General features: G+C 75.2%; 16 protein-coding genes. 4 read left to right on the top strand and 12 right to left on the bottom strand.

The window, feature by feature from the left end:
- The first annotated feature begins 364 nt into the window (after positions 1 to 364).
- Positions 365 to 1,663, top strand: a complete 1,299-nt coding sequence (locus ACFZDI_RS09340) for an MFS transporter (RefSeq protein WP_391249519.1) — start codon at positions 365 to 367, stop codon at positions 1,661 to 1,663.
- Positions 1,664 to 1,682: 19 nt separating this feature from the next.
- Here the strand turns inward: ACFZDI_RS09340 and rfaE2 are convergent, their stop codons facing one another.
- From rfaE2 to ACFZDI_RS09290, 10 genes are all read right to left on the bottom strand, one after another.
- Positions 1,683 to 3,080 carry a D-glycero-beta-D-manno-heptose 1-phosphate adenylyltransferase gene (rfaE2, locus tag ACFZDI_RS09335; protein ID WP_234850501.1) on the bottom strand — a complete coding sequence of 466 codons (1,398 nt, stop codon included), beginning with the start codon at positions 3,078 to 3,080 and terminating at the stop codon, positions 1,683 to 1,685.
- Positions 3,077 to 3,712, bottom strand: a complete 636-nt coding sequence (locus ACFZDI_RS09330) for an SIS domain-containing protein (RefSeq protein ID WP_391248932.1) — start codon at positions 3,710 to 3,712, stop codon at positions 3,077 to 3,079. Before ACFZDI_RS09330 ends, rfaE2 begins: the two co-directional genes overlap by 4 nt.
- 73 nt (positions 3,713 to 3,785) lie before the next feature.
- The gene (locus ACFZDI_RS09325) at positions 3,786 to 5,063 is read right to left on the bottom strand and encodes a glycosyltransferase (RefSeq protein ID WP_391248930.1); all 1,278 of its coding nucleotides are present in this window, start codon (positions 5,061 to 5,063) and stop codon (positions 3,786 to 3,788) included.
- The gene (locus ACFZDI_RS09320) at positions 5,060 to 6,025 is read right to left on the bottom strand and encodes a glycosyltransferase (RefSeq protein WP_234850498.1); all 966 of its coding nucleotides are present in this window, start codon (positions 6,023 to 6,025) and stop codon (positions 5,060 to 5,062) included. Before ACFZDI_RS09320 ends, ACFZDI_RS09325 begins: the two co-directional genes overlap by 4 nt.
- Positions 6,022 to 7,083, bottom strand: a complete 1,062-nt coding sequence (locus ACFZDI_RS09315) for a glycosyltransferase family 9 protein (protein ID WP_391248928.1) — start codon at positions 7,081 to 7,083, stop codon at positions 6,022 to 6,024. The genes ACFZDI_RS09320 and ACFZDI_RS09315 overlap by 4 nt, the downstream gene beginning before the upstream one ends.
- Positions 7,080 to 7,688, bottom strand: a complete 609-nt coding sequence (locus tag ACFZDI_RS09310) for an HAD-IIIA family hydrolase (protein WP_391248926.1) — start codon at positions 7,686 to 7,688, stop codon at positions 7,080 to 7,082. The genes ACFZDI_RS09315 and ACFZDI_RS09310 overlap by 4 nt, the downstream gene beginning before the upstream one ends.
- Positions 7,685 to 8,758, bottom strand: a complete 1,074-nt coding sequence (locus ACFZDI_RS09305; RefSeq protein ID WP_234850495.1) for a glycosyltransferase family 2 protein — start codon at positions 8,756 to 8,758, stop codon at positions 7,685 to 7,687. The genes ACFZDI_RS09310 and ACFZDI_RS09305 overlap by 4 nt, the downstream gene beginning before the upstream one ends.
- A complete protein-coding gene (locus ACFZDI_RS09300) occupies positions 8,755 to 10,431 on the bottom strand; it encodes a carbamoyltransferase C-terminal domain-containing protein (RefSeq protein ID WP_391248922.1) in 1,677 nt (558 codons plus the stop codon). Before ACFZDI_RS09300 ends, ACFZDI_RS09305 begins: the two co-directional genes overlap by 4 nt.
- Positions 10,432 to 10,495: 64 nt before the next feature.
- On the bottom strand, positions 10,496 to 11,461 hold the full coding sequence (locus ACFZDI_RS09295; RefSeq protein ID WP_391248920.1) for an NAD-dependent epimerase/dehydratase family protein: 966 nt from the start codon (positions 11,459 to 11,461) through the stop codon (positions 10,496 to 10,498).
- A gap of 217 nt (positions 11,462 to 11,678) precedes the next feature.
- Positions 11,679 to 12,206 (bottom strand): hypothetical protein, encoded by a 528-nt coding sequence (locus ACFZDI_RS09290; RefSeq protein ID WP_391248918.1) that lies wholly within the window; start codon positions 12,204 to 12,206, stop codon positions 11,679 to 11,681.
- A 604-nt stretch (positions 12,207 to 12,810) separates the two neighbouring features.
- Between ACFZDI_RS09290 and ACFZDI_RS09285 the strand changes: the two genes are divergently transcribed.
- Positions 12,811 to 13,443: a hypothetical protein gene (locus tag ACFZDI_RS09285; RefSeq protein WP_234850687.1), complete on the top strand. Its 633-nt coding sequence runs from the start codon at positions 12,811 to 12,813 to the stop codon at positions 13,441 to 13,443.
- Positions 13,440 to 13,973 (top strand): hypothetical protein, encoded by a 534-nt coding sequence (locus ACFZDI_RS09280; RefSeq protein ID WP_391248916.1) that lies wholly within the window; start codon positions 13,440 to 13,442, stop codon positions 13,971 to 13,973. The genes ACFZDI_RS09285 and ACFZDI_RS09280 overlap by 4 nt, the downstream gene beginning before the upstream one ends.
- Before the next feature lie 15 nt (positions 13,974 to 13,988).
- Here the strand turns inward: ACFZDI_RS09280 and ACFZDI_RS09275 are convergent, their stop codons facing one another.
- Positions 13,989 to 14,312 (bottom strand): hypothetical protein, encoded by a 324-nt coding sequence (locus tag ACFZDI_RS09275; protein ID WP_234850689.1) that lies wholly within the window; start codon positions 14,310 to 14,312, stop codon positions 13,989 to 13,991.
- Positions 14,313 to 14,610: 298 nt separating this feature from the next.
- Between ACFZDI_RS09275 and ACFZDI_RS09270 the strand changes: the two genes are divergently transcribed.
- Positions 14,611 to 15,465: a fructosamine kinase family protein gene (locus ACFZDI_RS09270; RefSeq protein ID WP_391248914.1), complete on the top strand. Its 855-nt coding sequence runs from the start codon at positions 14,611 to 14,613 to the stop codon at positions 15,463 to 15,465.
- A 4-nt stretch (positions 15,466 to 15,469) separates the two neighbouring features.
- Here the strand turns inward: ACFZDI_RS09270 and ACFZDI_RS09265 are convergent, their stop codons facing one another.
- A complete protein-coding gene (locus ACFZDI_RS09265; RefSeq protein ID WP_234850691.1) occupies positions 15,470 to 17,128 on the bottom strand; it encodes a catalase in 1,659 nt (552 codons plus the stop codon).
- Between the last annotated feature and the right edge of the window lie 176 nt (positions 17,129 to 17,304).

Raw genomic sequence — 17,304 nt, 5'->3', positions numbered from 1 at the left:
TGGTCCCGGGGGGGGGCCGGGGGGGGCGGGGGGGGCCCCGGGCCCCCCCCCCCCCGCCCGGGGGGGGGGGGGGGGGCCGGCGGGGGGGCGCCCCCCCACCCCGCTCCCACGTGCGTGTGATCAACCACACTGTGGTCTCAACGCCCCTTCGAAGACGGGTTCTTGGGAGCCGCGGACGGCGGATCAAGGCCGGGTGGAACCGCTTCTCCGGTCCCCTCTGCCACGATGGTCGGCGCCTTACCCGCCGAGGGAAGCCGCCGTGCAGCGCCGCCGGTGTGACGCGCCCCTCGCCCCCACCTCCTGAGTCCTCCGACTCGTCTTCGAGTACAGCACTGTGTCTTCCTTCTCCTCACCCTCCCCTGCCCTGCCCGCCTCCCGCTCGCCCTGGCGGTCGCTGCGGTACCGCAGCATGCGCTGGTGGTCCGTCGCGAACTTCGTGTCGAACGCCGGTACGTGGATGCAGCTCACGGTCCAGAACCTGCTGGTCCTGCAGATCACCGGTTCCGCCGCCGCGGCAGGACTGTCCATGTCCGTGCAAGCCGCTCCGGCGCTGCTGATCAGCGTGCTGGGCGGGGCCGCCGTCGACCGGTGGCCCCGCAAGCTGACGGCGGCCGTGAGCCAGGCGGTGCTCGGCGCGATCGCCTTCACCACGGCCGTCCTCGTGGCGCTGGACCTCCTCGACATGACCTCGCTGATGGTGCTGGCCGCCCTCACGGGCGTCGTCGCCACCGTCGACAACCCGGCGTGCGCGCTGCTGGGGAACGATCTCGTGCCGGCCGAGGACGTCCCCTCGGCCATCGGGGTCGGGGCGCTGGTGCACCAGGCGGGCCGCCTGGCGGGGGCGGCCCTGGCCGGTGTGGCCGTGGGGTTCCTCGGCACCTCCGCCGCGTACTTCGGCAACGGGCTGTCGTTCCTCTTCGTGGCCTCCGTCATCCCGTTCCTGCGTCCGGCGGCGGGTGCGGCGAAGCGGGACGTCCCGGCTCCCGGGGCCACCGGTTCCGGCACCGGTCCCGACCTCACCGTCCGGGAGGGCCTGGCCTACTTCGTGCGGCGGCCGCGCCTGGTGGCGCTGGCGGGTGTGACGGGCATCAGCTCCGTGTTCGGCCGCAACTACGGGCTCACCCTGGCCGTGCTCGTCACCGGGCCGCTCGCGGGTGGTGCCGGTTCGTTCGGCACGGTGTCCACGGTGCTCGCCGTCGGCGGCATCCTCGGCGCGGTGCTCGGCGCCCGGCTGCGCAAGCCGTCGGTGCGGCTCGTGGGCGCGCTGGCGGCCGCGGGGGCGTTGCTGCAGGTGGTGGCCGGGCTGTCGCCGTCGCTCGCGGTGCTGATCGCGCTGGTGCTGCCGATGGCGGTGGTGGAGTCCGTCTCCGACACCGCCGGCACGGCCGTCCTGCAGACCGACCCGCCTCCCCACATGCGGGGCCGGGTGCTGGGCGTGTGGGGCAGCATCGGCACGGTGTGGAGTCTGGGCGGCCCTCCCGCGCTGGGCCTCCTCATGGAGCTGGCCGGGCCGCGCGGCGCTCTCGTCACCGGCGGACTGCTCATCGCCGGCGCGATCGGGGCGGGAGCCCTGCTGCGCCGGCGCCGGGCCACGGCTCCGGTCCTCCTGCGCACGGAAGCGCACGAGGCACCGGGCCGGCCGGCCCTGACCCCGGCGGCCTGACCGGGCCCCGGACCCTGCCCTACGGCCGCAACGCCGTCTGCGCCGCCTTCGCCGCTCTTCGGGTCAGCAGAGTCGTGGAGCGGCCGTCGAGGTAGGGCAGGACCACCGCCTGGCCGCCCCACGTGCGGAGCACCTCCGCCTCGGGCAGGTCCTGGACGGAGTAGTCGCCGCCCTTGACCCAGACGTCCGGCCGCAACCGGGCCAGTACCGCCTCGGGCGTGTCCTCCTCGAAGACCGCCACGGCGTCGACGCTGCCGAGCGCGGCGAGGACCCGGGCGCGGTCCGCCGCCGGGTTGAGCGGGCGGCCCGGTCCCTTGCGACGGGCCACGGACGCGTCGGAGTTCAGGCACACGATGAGGCAGTCCCCGATACGCCGGGCGCTCTCCAGCAGCCCGACGTGACCGGCGTGCACCAGGTCGAAGCAGCCGCCGGTGGCGACGACGGTGCCACCGCGGGCCCTGACCCGCTCCGCGATCCCGAACGCGTCGGTCGCGGGCTCGTCCGCGGGGCCCGGCGCAGGCTCGGTCCGCCACAGGCCGGGGTTGCCCGCACCGCCCGCCGCGACGAACGCCGCCGCCTCGGCCACGGCCCGCTGCAGCGCCTCCTCGGGGAGCAGACCGTCGGCGAGGGCCGCCGCCGCGGTGGCGGCGAAGCAGTCGCCCGCTCCGCAGGGGTCCCCGTCGGCCCGGAAGGGCACCGGCACGAGCATGGGGGTACCGGGGCCGGGCCGGGTCAGCAGCACCCCGCGTTCGCCGAGGGTGACGGCCACCCCGGCGGCCCGCCAGCGCTGGGCGAGCTCGGTCCCGCGCTCGGCGTACGCGCCCAGCGAGGTTCCGCCGGAGCCGGGGTGCAGTGCCCGTGCCTCCGCCGCGTTGGGGGTGACCAGGCGGGCTCCGGGGACGGGCGGGTCGCCGGCGGGGTGCGGGTCCCACACCAGGGGCGTGCGGCGGGCGGCCTCCTCCAGGAGCGGTCGCAGGGCGCCCGCGGTGTGCCGGCCGTAGTCGGCGACCAGGACGGCGTGCGCACCGGCCAGCGCCTCCCGGACCGCGTCGTCCGGTTCGCCCGGGGTGCCGCCGCCGCGGTCGATGCGGACGACCGGCCGGCCGCCCGCGAGGACGCGGGTCTTGACCGGCAGGGTGCCGTCCAGCGGGATCTCCAGGAGCCGGACCCGGCCGCGCAGACCGCGTCGTACCGCCTCACTGGCCTCGTCGTCGCCGAGCGCGGTCACCAGGACCACGTCCCGGCCGCCCCGGGCCGCGAGGGCGGCGGCCAGGCCGGCTCCGCCGGGGTGGCGGCGGTCGCCGGTGACGTCGACGACGGGAGCGGGGGCGTCCGGGGAGAGGCGAGTGGAAACGCCTTCGATGTCCTCGTCGAGGAGCACGTCCCCCACCACCACGAGGGGATGCGGGCCGGTCATGACGTGCCTCCGCGGGTCACGACCACCCGCCTCGCCGACGGCGTGGACACGGCCGTGTCGAAGCACTCGCAGAGCAGGTGGACGGCGACGAGGTGGGTCTCCTGGACGTTCGCGGTGGCGTCCGCGTCGATGCACAGGGCCTCGTGCGCGGCTTCCGCCAGGGGGTTCGGACCGCGGCCGGTGAGCGCCCAGACGCGCAACCCGGCCTGCCGGGCCGTGACGGCGGCGGCGATGAGGTTGCTGCTGCGCCCCGACGTGGACAGCAGCATCAGGACGTCCCCAGGACGGCCGTGGGCGGCGACCTGGCGGGCGTAGACGTGGTCGAAGCCGTAGTCGTTGCCGATGGCGGTCACGCTGGACGTCTCGGCGTGCAGGGCGAGCGCGGAGTAGGCGCGGCGTTCCCGGCGGTAGCGGCCGACCAGTTCGGCGGTGAGGTGCTGGGCCTGGGCGGCGCTGCCACCGTTGCCGGCGGCGAGGAGCCGGCCGCCTCCGTGGAGCACGTCGGCGAGGCGGCCGCCCCAGTCAGCGATCTTGTCCAGGCCGTTCTCCCGGAACCGTCCCAGGACCTCCTCCAGCGCCCGGCAGTGCAGGCGGGCGGCGTCGAGGCCGGGCTGTGCAGAAGATTCGCTCATGCGGATCGGGCGCACCGCCGTGCGGGGACGGCGGGGACCCACACCTCCTTCGGACTGCGGCGGGACGGACGGGTCAGCCGGCATCGGTGGCGGCGGGTTCGGTGTCGAGGACCTCGCAGTAGGCGGCCTCGGTGGCGGCGGCGACCTGGCCCCAGCCGTATCTGCTCAGTACCCGGCGGCGGCCGGCCGCGCCGCAGGCTGCGCGGGCCTGCGGATCGGCGAGCAGCCCGGCGACGGCGACGGCGAGCGCCTCCGGGTCACCGGGCGGCACCAGCCGTCCGGTGCCCGGGTCGGCGACGGTGTCGAGCTGCCCGCCGACCGCGCTGGCCACCACGGGCACGCCGCAGGCCATGGCCTCCAGCGGGACGATGCCGAAGGGTTCGTAGTCGGCGGGGCAGACCACCACGTCGGCGGAGCGCAGCAGCGCCGGCACCTTCTCGCTGGGCACGGCACCGATGAAGCGGACGCGGTCGGCGACGCCGGCGTCCCGGGCGATGCCGCGCAGCCGCCGCACCTCCGGGTCGTCGTCGAGCTGTGCGGCGGGCGGCCCGCCGGCCACGACCAGTTCGGTTCCGGGCAGCCGGGCCAGCGCGGCGACGGTCACACCGGCGCCCTTGCGCGGCACGAGCCGGCCCAGCTGGAGGATCCGGTGCGGGTGGGGGCCGCGCGGCTCGGCCGGGCCCCTGGGGGTGAACCGGTCGGTGTCGACGCCGCACGGCACGATCCCCACCCGGTGCGGGGGAATGCCCATGCGGGCCAGTTCGTGGACCTCGTCCCGGCAGGTGGCGATGACGCGGTCGCAGTTCAGGCCGATCTCGATCTCGCTGGGGATCCGCTCCGGCGGGCTGGTGTCGGCGAGCCGCTGGTGCCGTCGCTTCACCGTGCCGAGGGCGTGGTACGTGTGCAGCAGGGGCAGGCCGTGCTCCCGGGTGGCGCGCAGCGCGGCCAGGCCAGACATCCAGTAGTGGGAGTGCACGACGTCCGGCGCCCGGGTGCGCCAGCCGCGCGCGAGGTGGCGGCCGAACTCGTCCATGTGCGGCAGCAGCGCGTCCTTGGGGAGCGGTTCGGCAGGTCCTGCGGGCACGTGGTGCACTTCGACGCCCTCGCGCAGCTCGACCCGCCAGGGCAGGTCGGGGGCGTCACGGCGGGTGTGCACGGTGACGCGGTGGCCGCGGTCGGCGAGGGCGCCGGCGAGGCAGGCGACGTGCACGTTCTGCCCGCCGGCGTCGACCCCGCCGAGTGCGGCGAGGGGGCTGGCGTGCTCGGAGACGAGCGCGATCGCGAGGACGCCCGGTGCCGTCGGTTCGCCACCGAGCGGTCCGGCGGGCAGGGGGCTGAGGGACGGAGTCATGCGCACACCTCCGTGATCAGGCGCTCCCAGTCGGCCAGGAAGCGTTTGAGCCCGTAGCGTTCGAGGGCCGCCCGGCGGGCGCGGTTGCCGTCCGCGGCCGCGGCCTCCGGTTCGTGGAGGTAGTGGCGGGCGGCGCGGGCCAGGACGTCGGGGCGTGTGGTCAGGGTGCCGGCGCCGGGCGGGACCGCCTCGACGACCTCGGTGGTGGCGAGCGCCAGCACGGGCATGCCGAGGTGCATCGCCTCCAGCAGGGACAGACCGAGGGAGGTCCAGCGCACCGGGTGCAGGTACATGCGGCGTTCGGCCAGCGCCGTGTGCAGCTCGCTCTGGGGCAGGTCGGCGGTGTGGCAGCGCTCCGGCGGCAGGCCGAGGTGCCCGGCCAGACCCTCGGTGCCCATGCCGAACACGTCGAGCGGCACCGCGTCGGCGAGCGCGGGCAGCAGGTCGGTGCCGGTGTACCGGGCGCGCCGTACGGGTTCGTTGACGACGACGGCGGCGCGGGCGAGCCGGCCGCTGTAGCGGTGGCCCGGGTCGACGATGCCGTGTTCGATCACCTGGGTGCGGGTGGTCCCGCAGTCCCAGAACAGCCGGTTGAAGTGCGTGACGTGCACGAGCGTCAGGTCGTCGCGGTCTGCGTACGCGTGGCGGGTGCCCGGCACATCGCCGTCGGGCGCGTTGTGCTCCAGGTACACCGCGGGCACGTCCCGGCCGGGGCGGCGCCCGCCGAGCCACTGTTCGGCGAGCGCCGCCTCGTGCGGCCGCTGGAGGAGGACCAGGTCGACCGGCGTGTCGCGCAGGTCGCCGGGGGTGATCTCGCGGACCGAGCCGGGCCAGGTGAAGGTCCGGGCCCGTCCGAGGCCGTCCGGGCCGCGGTCGGGTGTGACGGGGACGAGGTAGGTGTGGGGGCCCTGGACGAACGCGGTCGTCCAGGAGCCGTGCACGTGCCACAGCAGGATGTTCATACGGCCGCTCCTCGCTCGGTCTGTTCTCCCCGGTCCGCCGGGCGGTCCGCGAGTGCCGCCACGGCGGCGAGCACCTCGCCGTCGCCGACGCCGTCGAGGCAGGGGTGTCCGGGCACCGGGCAGTGCCGGGCCCGGGTCTGCGCGCACGCCGCGTGCGGGTCGCCGAGCAGGACGTGCGGCACGCCGTAGGGCGCCCAGCGTTCGGCCGGCACGACCGGTGCGAAGAGGCTGACGACGGGTGTGCCCACGGCGGCGGCCAGGTGCGCCGGGCCGGTGTTCCCGGCCACCACGACCCGGGCTCCGGCGAGCACTCCGGCCAGGTGCGGCAGGTCCGTGGCGCCGCCGAGGTCGAGGGCGTGCCGCCCGGCGACCCGCGCGGTCAGTTCGCGCTCGGCGCTCCCGCCCGTGACCACCACCCGGTGCCCCGCCTCGGACAGGGCGGCCACGGCCCGTGCCGCCCGGCCAGGCGTCCAGGCCCGGGCCGGCACGGCAGCGCCGGGGTGGAGCACGACGTAGGGGCCGGGGCCGGTGAGGTGGCCGGTGCCCGGCGGCGGCAGGACGCGCAGCCGGCCGTCGTCACCGGGCGGGAGCGGGAAGCCCTCGGCACGGGCCAGGTCGAGGGCGGCCAGGGCCTCGTGCCGGTGCGGTCTCCTGCGGTGCCGGTGGTCGAGGAGCGCGCCCGGGTAGTCCTCGCAGTCGGCGGCGGTCCGTCCGATCCCGGCCAGCTTCAGCAGCAGGGCGGCCGGCAGCGGGCTCTGGTGGTACGACACCAGCACCAGCGCCCGGTCGAAGCGGCCCGCCGTGAGCCTCTCCATCAGCCGCCGGGTGTCGGCGCGCGTGACCGGCGGCGGCTCCAGGCCCATCCAGGGGGCGTCGAAGGTCAGCACGTCGTCGACGCCGGGCAGCATCCGCCCGGCCGCCGCGCCCTGCGGTCCGCAGAGCAGCGCCGTGTACGCGGAACCGGCGGCGACGGCCCGTACGGCGGGCCCGGCGAGGAGGACGTCCCCGGCGCTGTCGAGCCGGACCACGAGGGTGCGGGGCAGGCGGGAGGGGGTCATCGCGGCTCCCGGGCCGGGACGACCGGGTCGAGGACGAGGCGTACGGCCGCCGGCAGGTCAGGTGCGGTGACGTCGGCCGCCGCGGTCTCCTCGGGGCGCGTCACGGCCGTGGGGACCAGGATCCCGCGGGCCCCAGCCGCTCGCGCCGCCTCGATGTCGGCTCCGACGTCGCCGATGACGACGGCGCGTTCCGGTGGGACGGCGAGCCGGCGGCACGCGGCCAGAATCAGTCCGGGTGCCGGTTTGCGGCAGCCGCAGCCCTCCGCCGGGCCGTGCGGGCACACGGCCCAGACGGCGAACGGCCCGAGCAGTTCCTCGACGCGCAGCCGGACGTCCTCCACCTGGCGCCGGGTGAGCAGGCCGCGCGCCACGCCCGACTGGTTCGTCACGACGCCGGCGGGCACCCCGGCGGCGCGCACCGCGTCCACGGCCTCGCGGGCGCCCGGCATGGGCGTGACCCGCGACGGGTCCCCGTTGTAGGGGACGTCGGCGACGAGCGTGCCGTCGCGGTCGAAGAGAACCGCGGCGGGGCGGGGGCCGCCCGGCACATGCGGGTGCCGCCGCACGTGCGCGGGGAACAGCCAGGGGCCGGGGGACGGTGTCATGAGCGCAGCCGTTCCCTGGCCGCGGGCCGGGGCGTGGGCGTCGGTCCACCGCTCCCGAACGGGGTGTACCGCGCGGCCTTGCGGTGGGCGACCCGCCCGCGCAGCCAGTGCCAGGCCGCCGCGGGTGGGACGAGTGCGCTGGTCACTGTCATGGTGAGCACCTCGTCGCGGGTGCCCGGGCCGGGCAGGATGCGGGCGAGGGCGAATTCGGCGGTACCGGCCAGCCAGGCCGCGGCGCACGCGGCGGCGGCCCGGTGCCGGCCGAGCAGGGCACAGCCGAGGGCCGACACCCCCGCTCCGGTCACGGCCAGGTGCAGGGGGAGGCGCCCGCGGTGTGCCTCCGCCCGGCGCCACCAGTGACGGCCGTGCAGCCGGGTCATCAGCACGTCGTCGGCGTTGCCCGCCTGGAGCCGGACGGAGATCCAGCGCCCGGCCGGCCGCACGGGGTGGGTGGTGGTGCGGCGGCCGACCGTGAGCGTCCAGTCGGCGTCGAGCATGCGCAGGGCGAGGTCGGCGTCCTCCCGGAAGGCCCGGCGGAAGCGTTCGTCGAATCCGCCGACGGCCGTCAGAGCGGCCCGGCGGTACGCCATGTCGGCGGTGATCCAGTGGGCGGTGGCGAGTCCGGCCGTGTTGCGTTCCCAGTCCGTGGGTCGCCGGTCGGCGGGCAGGGGCACCACGATCCGGGCGGTGATGCCGGCCGTGCGCTCGGTCGCCGCCGACAGGTCGAGGGTCAGGTCGTCGCCCCAGGTGGGCCCGGGTACGACGTCGTCGTCGAGGAAGACGATCCAGGGCACGTCACCGGCGGCCCGCCAGCCGAGGTTGCGCGCGGCGGCGGGTCCGCGGGCGCCGCCGGGGACGACGATGGTGCGGGCGCGCAGGGACGGTGGGACGTCGGCGGTGAGGGGGACGCCGTCGGCGGCGGGCCGGTCGTCGACGAGGACCACCCGGACGGGGCCCGGCCCGCTCGCCTCGGCCAGCGCGTGCAGACAGGCGCCCAGGCTGGGCCGGCCCAGGGTCGGGATCACGACGGCGTAGGCGGCGTCGCCCGTCAGGGCCTCGGGTCCGTTCATCGGGGGCCTCCGGCGTCGTCGCTGCGGGAATCGGTGCGGAACAGGTCGCCGCGCCGGATCGCGTACGGGCCGATGGCCAGCAGGTCGACGGGTGAGGAGCCGAAGCACTCCAGGGCGTCGCGCGGGTCGTCGACCATGGGCCGGCCCGCGGTGTTGAGGCTGGTGTTGACGACCACGGGCAGCCCGGTGAGCCGCTCGAACTCGCCGAGCATGCCCGCCACCAGGGGTTCGTGCTCCGGGTCGACGGTCTGGATGCGGGCGGTGCCGTCGACGTGCACGACCGCGGGGATGCGGTCCCGCCACGCCTGGGCCACGTCGTGCACGAACAGCATGTACGGGCTGGGCAGCGGGCCGTCGAAGAGTTCCGCGGCGCGCCCGGCGAGGACCATGGGGGCGACGGGCCGGAACTGCTCGCGGCCCTTCACGTCGTTGAGGCGTTCCAGGTTGCCCGCGTGCCCGGGGTGGGCCAGCAGGGAACGGTGGCCGAGAGCCCGCGGGCCGTACTCGGAGCGCCCCTGGAACCAGGCGACGATCCCGTTGTCCGCCAGGGTCCGGGCGACGGTCGCGGCGATGTCCGGGGGCCGCTCGAACGGGACGGCCGCGGTCTTCAGCCAAGCGCCGAGTTCGGCGTCGGACCACTCCCGGCCGAGGTCGGCACCGGTCATGGGCTCCGGCTGGTCGCCCTCCACGGCGGACAGCAGCAGCGCGCCGCCCAGGGCGGTGCCGGCGTCTCCCGCCGCGGGCTGCACCCACACCCGCTCGAAGGGGCCCTCGCGGGCGATCCGGGAGTTGGCGACGCAGTTGAGGGCGACGCCGCCGGCGAGGGTGAGCACCCGGTCGTGCGTCCGGCCGTGCAGCCAGCGCACCAGGTCCAGCAGGGTCTCCTCCAGCACGGCCTGGGCGCTGGCGGCGACGTCGGCGTGGTCCTGTGTCCACGGCTCGTCGGGGCCACGCGGGGCGCACAGTTCGTGCCAGGGCACACCGGTGGCGTGGAAGCCGCCGTCGCCGGTGGGGTACACGTGGCGGCGCAGCTCGGCGAGCATGCGCGGCCTGCCGTGGGAGGCGAGGGCCATGACCTTGAACTCGTCGGAGGAGCGCAGGAACCCGAGGTGCTCGGTGAGGTCCTCGTAGACCAGGCCGAGGGAGTGCGGCAGGTCCTGGGCGTGCAGGGCCTCCAGGCGGTCGCCCACGCGGCGCGCGGCCAGGTGGGAGGCGCGTTCGCCACGGCCGTCGAGGACGAGGACGGAGGAGTCGCCGGCGTCCGGCGCGGCGAAGGCGCTGGAGGCGGCGTGGGCCATGTGGTGCGGCACGAAGCGGACGATGCCGGGGTCGAGACCGGGCAGGGCGGTCGTCAGGAAGCCCGGTGCCTCGCGGGCGTAGGTCAGCCGCAGGTGGTCCCAGGGGTCGTCCAGGCCCATGTCCTCGGCCGGCCGGGCGAGCCGGGGGTCGAAGGAGTAGGTGACGGCGTCGAGGTCCTGCGGGCGCAGTCCGGCCCGCTTCAGGCACCAGGCCGCGGCCCGCTCGGGCAGTTCCCAGGCGGAGAACGGCAGGGGTCTCTTGCCGTGCTTGCGCCGGGTGAACCGCTCCTCCTCCGCGGCGGCGACGGTCCGTCCGTCGATCACCAGGGCGGCGGCGGGGTCGTGGAAGAGGGCGTTGATTCCGAGGATGCGCATGGGGAGGCGGGCCTTTCGGCGGTCGGGAGACACCGGACGCGGTGGTGCGGGGTGCCCGGGCGGGTCACTCCTCGGTGCCGGCCTCGCGGAACCAGGCGATCGTGCGCCGCAGCCCCTCCTCGGCACGCACCTGCGGTTCCCAGCCGAGCTTGTCGCGGGCCAGCGTGATGTCCGGGCAGCGCACGGCCGGGTCGTCCACCGGGCGTTCGATGTAGCGGATCTCGGAGGGCGATGCGGCGAGTTCGACGACCAGGCGTGCCAGGTCGAGCATGGTGATCTCGGTCGGGTTGCCGATGTTGACGGGCCCGCGCATGCCGTGGGCGGCAGCAGCGAGGATGCCTCGGACGGTGTCGTCGACGTAGCACAGCGACCGGGTCTGGCGGCCGTCGCCGGTCACGGTGAGGGGCTCGCCGGCCAGGGCCTGCCGTACGAAGGTCGGCACCGCGCGCCCGTCGTGGCCGCGCATCCGGGGGCCGTAGGTGTTGAACAGCCGCACGATGCAGGTGTCGGTGCCCTCGGCCTCGGTGTGGGCGGTGGTCAGCGCCTCGCCGAAGCGCTTGGCCTCGTCGTAGACGCTGCGCGGCCCGACGGGGTTGACGTTGCCCCAGTAGCGCTCGTCCTGAGGGTTCTGCTGGGGGTCGCCGTAGACCTCGGAGGTCGAGGCGAGGACGAAACGCGCCCTGCTGGAGTGTGCGAGTTCCAGGACGTGGCGGGTGCCGAGGCTGCCGGTCTCCAGGGTGTGCAGCGGCAGGCGCAGGTAGTCCGCGGGGGACGCCGGGGAGGCGAAGTGCAGCACGAGATCCGGCCGCCGCTTGATCCGCAGTCCTTCGGTCACGTTGGCCTGGACGAGCGTGAAGCCGTGGCGTTCGAGCAGCGGCGATATGTTCTCGGGCCGGCCGGTGCTGAAGTCGTCGACGCAGGTGACGGCCACGCCCGCGTCCAGGAGGGCGGCGCACAGGTGGGAGCCGACGAACCCGGCGCCGCCGGTGACGACGGCGTGCTCCCAGTTCCGTGAGTGGGCGGTGGTCATGTGGGGTCTCTCCTCCGTCGGCGGCGGCGCGCGGCACGACGGTCGCGCCTCGGCCGGGGTGGGGCCGGCGGGCCGTCGAGCCCACGCTCAGCGTCCGCCGACCGTGCGGGGACGGCACGGCGGCGTACGGCAAACCGGTGAGTGACGGAGGGTGAGAGGTACGGCAGGGGCCTGATCGGCGCGCTGCCCTCGCAGGTCAGCGCGTTGCACTCGGGCGTCAGGCGATCAGCGTGCGGCCCGGGTTCAGGCGCGCCAGGAGCTGGTCCTGGTGCAGGCCGACGACCGGCGCGAGCAGGTCGGGGTGGCGCAGCAGGACCGCGGCGTCGCGGTCACTGGCGTCGGGGGCGAGGAGCCGTCGGAACTCGGCGGGTGCGCCGGTCGTGTGGCCGCCGTCGGCGAGCGCGGCCACCGCCCGGTCCGCAAGCTCCGGATCGGTGAGCAGGCAGGCCGCCCAGCTGGCCACGACCTCGTCGACCCAGGTGCGCCAGGCGTACGCGTCGGGGTCGTCGCCGAGGGCGGCATCGGCGCCGGTGACCCAGTCGAGCCGGCCGGAGCCGCCGGGGCCGGCCATGCCGAGCAGGGCGGCGTCCATCGTCGTGGGGTACCTGAGCCAGGCGGCGACCGTCACGGCCTGCCGGGCCTGGACCTCGCACAGGGCGGAGGCGAGCGCGCCGCCGGAGGCGGGGAAGGCGCGGGTCAGCCACTGGGCGGTCGCGGCGATGACCGGGGAGAGATCTGCGTGCACTGCCGGGCCGTCCGAAGGGAGGGAGCGGGGACTGGTCGTAGACGGTAACCGCCGCTCGCCGCCCCCGGACGTGACAGGGGCCTCGTCCGGGACGTGGCCTCGACCACACCACCGACGGACCGGGCATCGTCCGGGTCCGCCGCCGCCCCGCCGCCTCGCACACCGACCACGCCCACCGCGCCTCCCGGACCGGTCACACCCCTGCCCCTCGCACCCCGCCGCCCCACACACCCGCCACACCACCCGCGCCGACCGATTGCACCCCTGCCCCCGCACACCCCGCCAGCCCGACCCGCCACACCACCCGCCACACCACCCGCGCCCCCAGACCGGTCGCGCCCCTGCCCCGCCTCGCCCCCTGCGGGCCCACACCGGTCGCATCGCCCACCCTCGCCGAGCCGCCGGCCGGCAGACCAGGCGCGCCCGCGACCCGCCCCAGCGCATCGCGCCCCGTACCTCGCCCCTGCCCCCTGCCCCCTGCCCCCTGCCCCCTGCCACGCAGTGGTGCCCGTTTCGCCGGGGAGGCGTCGGGCACCCGGCCCGCGTGTTCTCCCACCGACCCGAATCCGCAGGTCCGGCGCGGCGCGCAGGCGCACGGTCGCCGGTGCGCGCGCTGCGTTTCGACGGCTGGATCGCCGGGATCGGCACCGCGTCCGGCACCCGTGTGGTGCTCGGCCACTGGCCCCGCTCACCGTTCGGACCGTTCAGTGACGTGATGGTCGAGGAGGCCGACGGACACCGCCTGCTGCTGGCCCCCACGCGCGAGACGGCGGACTTCGTCGCCGCCACGTACGTCTTCGACGAGGTGCGGGTCGTGCCGGTCGAGGTGCGCATCAGCGACCGCAGGCACTGGACCGTCACCTCCCCGCCGTTCCGCCTGGGCTTCACCACCGGCCGCCGGAACCTGCCGGGTCTGGCGCTGCGGTCGGTCCCAGCGCGGCTCGCGTCCCGCCCGGGCTGGATCGCCCTGTGGGACCGGCCCGCCCGTCTGCTGCTGGGAGCACACACCCATGCCGGTGCCCGGGCCGGACGGCACCAGTGGTACGGGGCCAGGGATCTGCACCCGGTCACCTCGGCCATCGTCACCCGCAAGGGCGAGAGTCTCGGCGCCCTCGCCCCGGTCGAGCCCCCCGTGCGATTCGGGACCGGCTCGACACCCCGCCCTCCCTGTCTCGTACGGGTCACCACGACGGTGACCGTGGAGCAGGGCCGGAGTACGACAGGAGTCGCGTCATGACGGAACAGCGAGCGGATTCGCCGGGCGCCCAGCGTGCCCCGGCCACCGACATGTCCCTGCTGGGCATCTACCTCAACGACCATCTCGCCGGTGCCACCGCCGCGACCGCGCGGGTGCGCTACCTGCTGCGCTCGATCGCCGGCTCGCCGCTCGCCGACGCGCTGGCCCCGGTCGCCGACGAGATCGCCACCGACCGGTCGAGCCTGCTGGGCATCATGCGGCGTCTGGACGTCCCGGTGCGCCGCTACAAGGTCTACGCGGGCCGCGCGGCCGAGCAGGTGGGGCGGCTGAAGAGCAACGGCAGCCTGGTGCGGCGTTCCCCGCTGAGCACCCTGTGGGAGCTGGAGGCGCTGGCGCTCGGGGTGGAGGGCAAGCTGGCCGGCTGGGAGACGCTGCGCGATCTGGCGGCCACGGACGAACGTCTGGACCGGCGGTCGCTCGACGAACTCATCGAGCGGGCCAGGCGGCAGCACGCCACGTTGGAGGCGCTGCGCCACCGGCAGGTCGAGGTCGCCTTCCGGGGAGCGTGAGGCAGCGGGCCCGGCTCACCAGAACCTGCTGCTGAGGGCCGGCTGATGGGCCAGCTGCACGGCGTCGCGCAGCCGCAAGGCGACACTGATGGTGGCGCGCAGGGCGGACGGGCGTACCGTCTGGGCGGTCTCGGTGGCGAGGACCAGCAGGCAGGCCGCCGCTTGTTCGACGACCGAGACCGGCAGGATGAAGTCGTTGTCGGCGGCCTCACGGAACGCCTTCAACGGGACCGCTGCTCCGTCGACGGCCCGGTGCGCGGCCTGCTCCAGGTGTTGTGCGGCCTGTTCGCACACGGGGGCCGGCAGGGCGATGGTGCGCTGGAACGGTGAACTCGTCATGACCCCACTGCTCCCCCGGCGGTGACCGGTTCTGTCGCCCGGCGGCGGGATTTCACCGTCCCGCGTGACCGGCGCGCGGCGCGTGTCCCGGAGTCGACCCAGCGGTCCGCCGACGTCGAGGGGCATCGGCCCGGTCACTGCGACCCGGTCAGCGCGGGTCGGCTGGGCGACCGTCGGCGCGGACTGGAACGGTGGGTCCGGCAAGGCGGACCTCGCCGCGTGCGTCGATCTCGACGCGACGAGGCCGGTTCGGCTGCTCGACGTGGACTGCGGGTCCGAGGACCGACAAGGAGCTCTCATGACCGTCCGTTCGGAAGTCGTCGCCCGGCTCACCGGGCGGGCGGTCAGTGATGAGAGGCCGCTGTCGGGGGCCCTCGCCGAAGTCACCCTGGACGACGGGCGGGTCGTGGTCGTCAAGCGGTCCGACGCACCTGGGGCGGCTCGGGCCGAGGCGGCGGGGTTGCGGTGGCTGGCCTCCGCCGGAAGCGTGCGGGTGCCGGCGGTGCACGGGCACGAGGAGGGCTGGCTGGTCATCGACCGGGTTCCGCACGGGCGGCCGGGCCCCGAGGCGGCGGTGCGGCTGGGAAGGGACCTCGCGAGGCTGCACGCCGCCGGGGCACCGGCGTTCGGGGCGGCGCCGCCGGGCGGGCCGGCCGACGCGTACATCGGGCTCGCGCCGATGCGCAACGAGCCCGGCACCGACTGGCCGCGCTGGTACGCCGGGCAGCGTGTGCTGCCGTATCTGCGGCGGGCGGTCGACGAGGGCACGTTCCGGTCCGGTGAGGCGGTCGTCGTGGAGCGGCTGTGCGAGCGGCTGCCGGAGCTGGCGGGACCGGCGGAGCCGCCCGCGCGGCTGCACGGGGACCTGTGGAGCGGCAATGTGCTGTGGGCGGCGGACGGGCACGTCCGGCTGATCGACCCGGCCGCGCACGGCGGGCACCGGGAGACGGACCTCGCGATGCTGCGGCTGTTCGGCTGCCCTTGCCTGGAACGGGTGCTCGACGGATATCAGGAGGTCGCACCGCTCGCGGACGGCTGGGCGGAACGCGTCGGCGTGCACCAGCTGTTTCCGCTGCTGGTGCACGCCGTGCTGTTCGGCCGGGGCTACGCGGAACAGGCCCTCGCGGTGGCCCGGTCGGCCCTGGCCGGGTGACCCGTCAGCGGGTCACGACGTGCCGCTCGTCGGGGACGCAGTGGGTCATGGTGAGGCCCTCCACGTCACGTGGCTCGTTCGTGCCGAGGCCGGCGAGGCGCTTACGGTCGTCGTCCGTGAGGTCCTGGCTCGCCAGGGGCTCCAGTCCGGCCACGTCCTCCGGGCCGATCCCCAGTCCTTCACCGACCCGCAGGCCGAGGTCGTTCTCGACCAGCAGGAAGTGCCAGACCATGCGCTCCTGGATCGCCCGGTCACACCGGGACAGTTGACCGATGAAGTTCTTCACCAGGTCGTCCCGCTCCCAGTCCTCCAGCAGCAGGTAACGCTGCCCGGCCTGGAGGTAGTCGTTGGTGCGCGGGATGCGCTTGCGGGTCAGCCGGCCGGTGATCTCGGGGCCCTGCTCGTCGTGGGTCGGGTAGCGGGCCTCGCGCAGGCCGCCGGTGATGGACGGCTCGTAGTTGACCTGCGGGTTCTCTCCCCCGCCGTCCACGTGGTACGCCATCTGCCCGTCGCGCTGGTTGGTGCGCACATCGGCGTTCTTGGCCTGGTTGACGGGGAGCTGCAGGTAGTTCGGGCCGACCCGGTAGCGCTGGGTGTCGCTGTAGGAGAAGGTCCGGCCGACGAGCATCTTGTCGTCGGAGAAGTCCAGTCCGTCCACGAGGACACCGGTGCCGAAGGAGATCTGCTCGTTCTCGGCGAAGAAGTTCTCCGGCATGCGGTCCAGCACCATCCTGCCCACGGGCTTGGGCGGGAAGTCCTGCTCGGGCCAGGTCTTGGTGTCGTCCAGCGGGTCGAAGTCGAGCTCCGGGTGGTCGTGGTCGTCCATCATCTGGACGAGCAGCTCCCACTCCGGGTGGTCACCGCGGGCGACCGCCTCGTACAGGTCCTTGGTGGCGTGACCGAGGGTGTCGGCCTGGACGTTGGCGGCGTCCTCCTCGGTCATGCTGCGCACGCCCTGCTTGGGCATCCAGTGGTACTTGACGAGCTTGGTCCCGCCCTCGGCGTCGACCCACTTGTAGGTGTTGACGCCGAAGCCCTGCATGTGCCGGTAGTCGGCGGGGATGCCCCGCGGGCTGAACAGGTTGACCAGCATGTGCATGGCCTCGGGCGTCTGCGACATGAAGTCGAAGATGCGGTTCGGCTGCTGCTCGAAGGTCACCGGGTCGGGCTTGAGGGCGTGGATGACGTCCGGGAACTTGATGGCGTCGCGGATGAAGAAGACGCCCAGATTGTTGCCGACGAGGTCCCAGTTGCCGTCCTCGGTGTAGAACTTGACGGCGAAACCACGTGGGTCGCGGGCGGCCTCGGAGGAGTCGCGCCCGCCGATCACGGTGGAGAAGCGGACGGCCACGTCCGTGCGCTTGCCGCGCTCCTGGAACAGCTTGGCCCGGGTGTACCGGCTGATCGGCTCGTCGCCCCAGGTGCCGTAGGACTCGAAGTGTCCGTAAGCGGTGACGCCGCGGGCGTGCACGACGCGCTCGGGGATGCGTTCGCGGTCGAAGTGGCTGATCTTCTCCAGGAACTGGTAGTTCTCCAGAGTGGCGGGGCCGCGGGCGCCGACCGTGCGCTGGTTCTGGTTGTCGTGGACCGGATGGCCCTGGCGGTTGGTGAGAACCTCGCGGTCGTCGCCCGGAACGGGGCCGGTACCGGATACGTCCGTCATATGCGTGGGCTCCTTCGGCTCGTGGCCGCTGCCTGCCGGGTCTGTGCCGCGAGCGACGCCCGGCCGGTCCTGGCGGGACGGGCCGGGTACCCGGAGGGACGAGGTCACTCACGTGCCGGTACCCGGCCGGGGCACGGTTCAGGACACCACCGCCGGCAGGATGAGCCGCCGGCCTC

It is taken from the genome of Streptomyces sp. NPDC007907, assembly GCF_042959365.1.
Classification (GTDB): domain Bacteria; phylum Actinomycetota; class Actinomycetes; order Streptomycetales; family Streptomycetaceae; genus Streptomyces; species Streptomyces indiaensis.
This window is presented reverse-complemented; position numbering and strand designations above follow the sequence as displayed.

Bases quoted from the DNA above. Each gene is read 5' to 3' on its own strand.
- ACFZDI_RS09275 (WP_234850689.1), bottom strand. From the start codon at position 14,312: ATGACGAGTTCACCGTTCCAGCGCACCATCGCCCTGCCGGCCCCCGTG.
- ACFZDI_RS09280 (WP_391248916.1), top strand. From the start codon at position 13,440: ATGACGGAACAGCGAGCGGATTCGCCGGGCGCCCAGCGTGCCCCGGCC.
- ACFZDI_RS09330 (WP_391248932.1), bottom strand. From the start codon at position 3,712: ATGAGCGAATCTTCTGCACAGCCCGGCCTCGACGCCGCCCGCCTGCAC.
- ACFZDI_RS09295 (WP_391248920.1), bottom strand. From the start codon at position 11,461: ATGACCACCGCCCACTCACGGAACTGGGAGCACGCCGTCGTCACCGGC.
- ACFZDI_RS09300 (WP_391248922.1), bottom strand. From the start codon at position 10,431: ATGCGCATCCTCGGAATCAACGCCCTCTTCCACGACCCCGCCGCCGCC.
- ACFZDI_RS09315 (WP_391248928.1), bottom strand. From the start codon at position 7,083: ATGACCCCCTCCCGCCTGCCCCGCACCCTCGTGGTCCGGCTCGACAGC.
- ACFZDI_RS09270 (WP_391248914.1), top strand. From the start codon at position 14,611: ATGACCGTCCGTTCGGAAGTCGTCGCCCGGCTCACCGGGCGGGCGGTC.
- ACFZDI_RS09325 (WP_391248930.1), bottom strand. From the start codon at position 5,063: ATGACTCCGTCCCTCAGCCCCCTGCCCGCCGGACCGCTCGGTGGCGAA.
- ACFZDI_RS09305 (WP_234850495.1), bottom strand. From the start codon at position 8,758: ATGAACGGACCCGAGGCCCTGACGGGCGACGCCGCCTACGCCGTCGTG.
- ACFZDI_RS09310 (WP_391248926.1), bottom strand. From the start codon at position 7,688: ATGACACCGTCCCCCGGCCCCTGGCTGTTCCCCGCGCACGTGCGGCGG.
- ACFZDI_RS09320 (WP_234850498.1), bottom strand. From the start codon at position 6,025: ATGAACATCCTGCTGTGGCACGTGCACGGCTCCTGGACGACCGCGTTC.
- ACFZDI_RS09265 (WP_234850691.1), bottom strand. From the start codon at position 17,128: ATGACGGACGTATCCGGTACCGGCCCCGTTCCGGGCGACGACCGCGAG.
- rfaE2 (WP_234850501.1), bottom strand. From the start codon at position 3,080: ATGACCGGCCCGCATCCCCTCGTGGTGGTGGGGGACGTGCTCCTCGAC.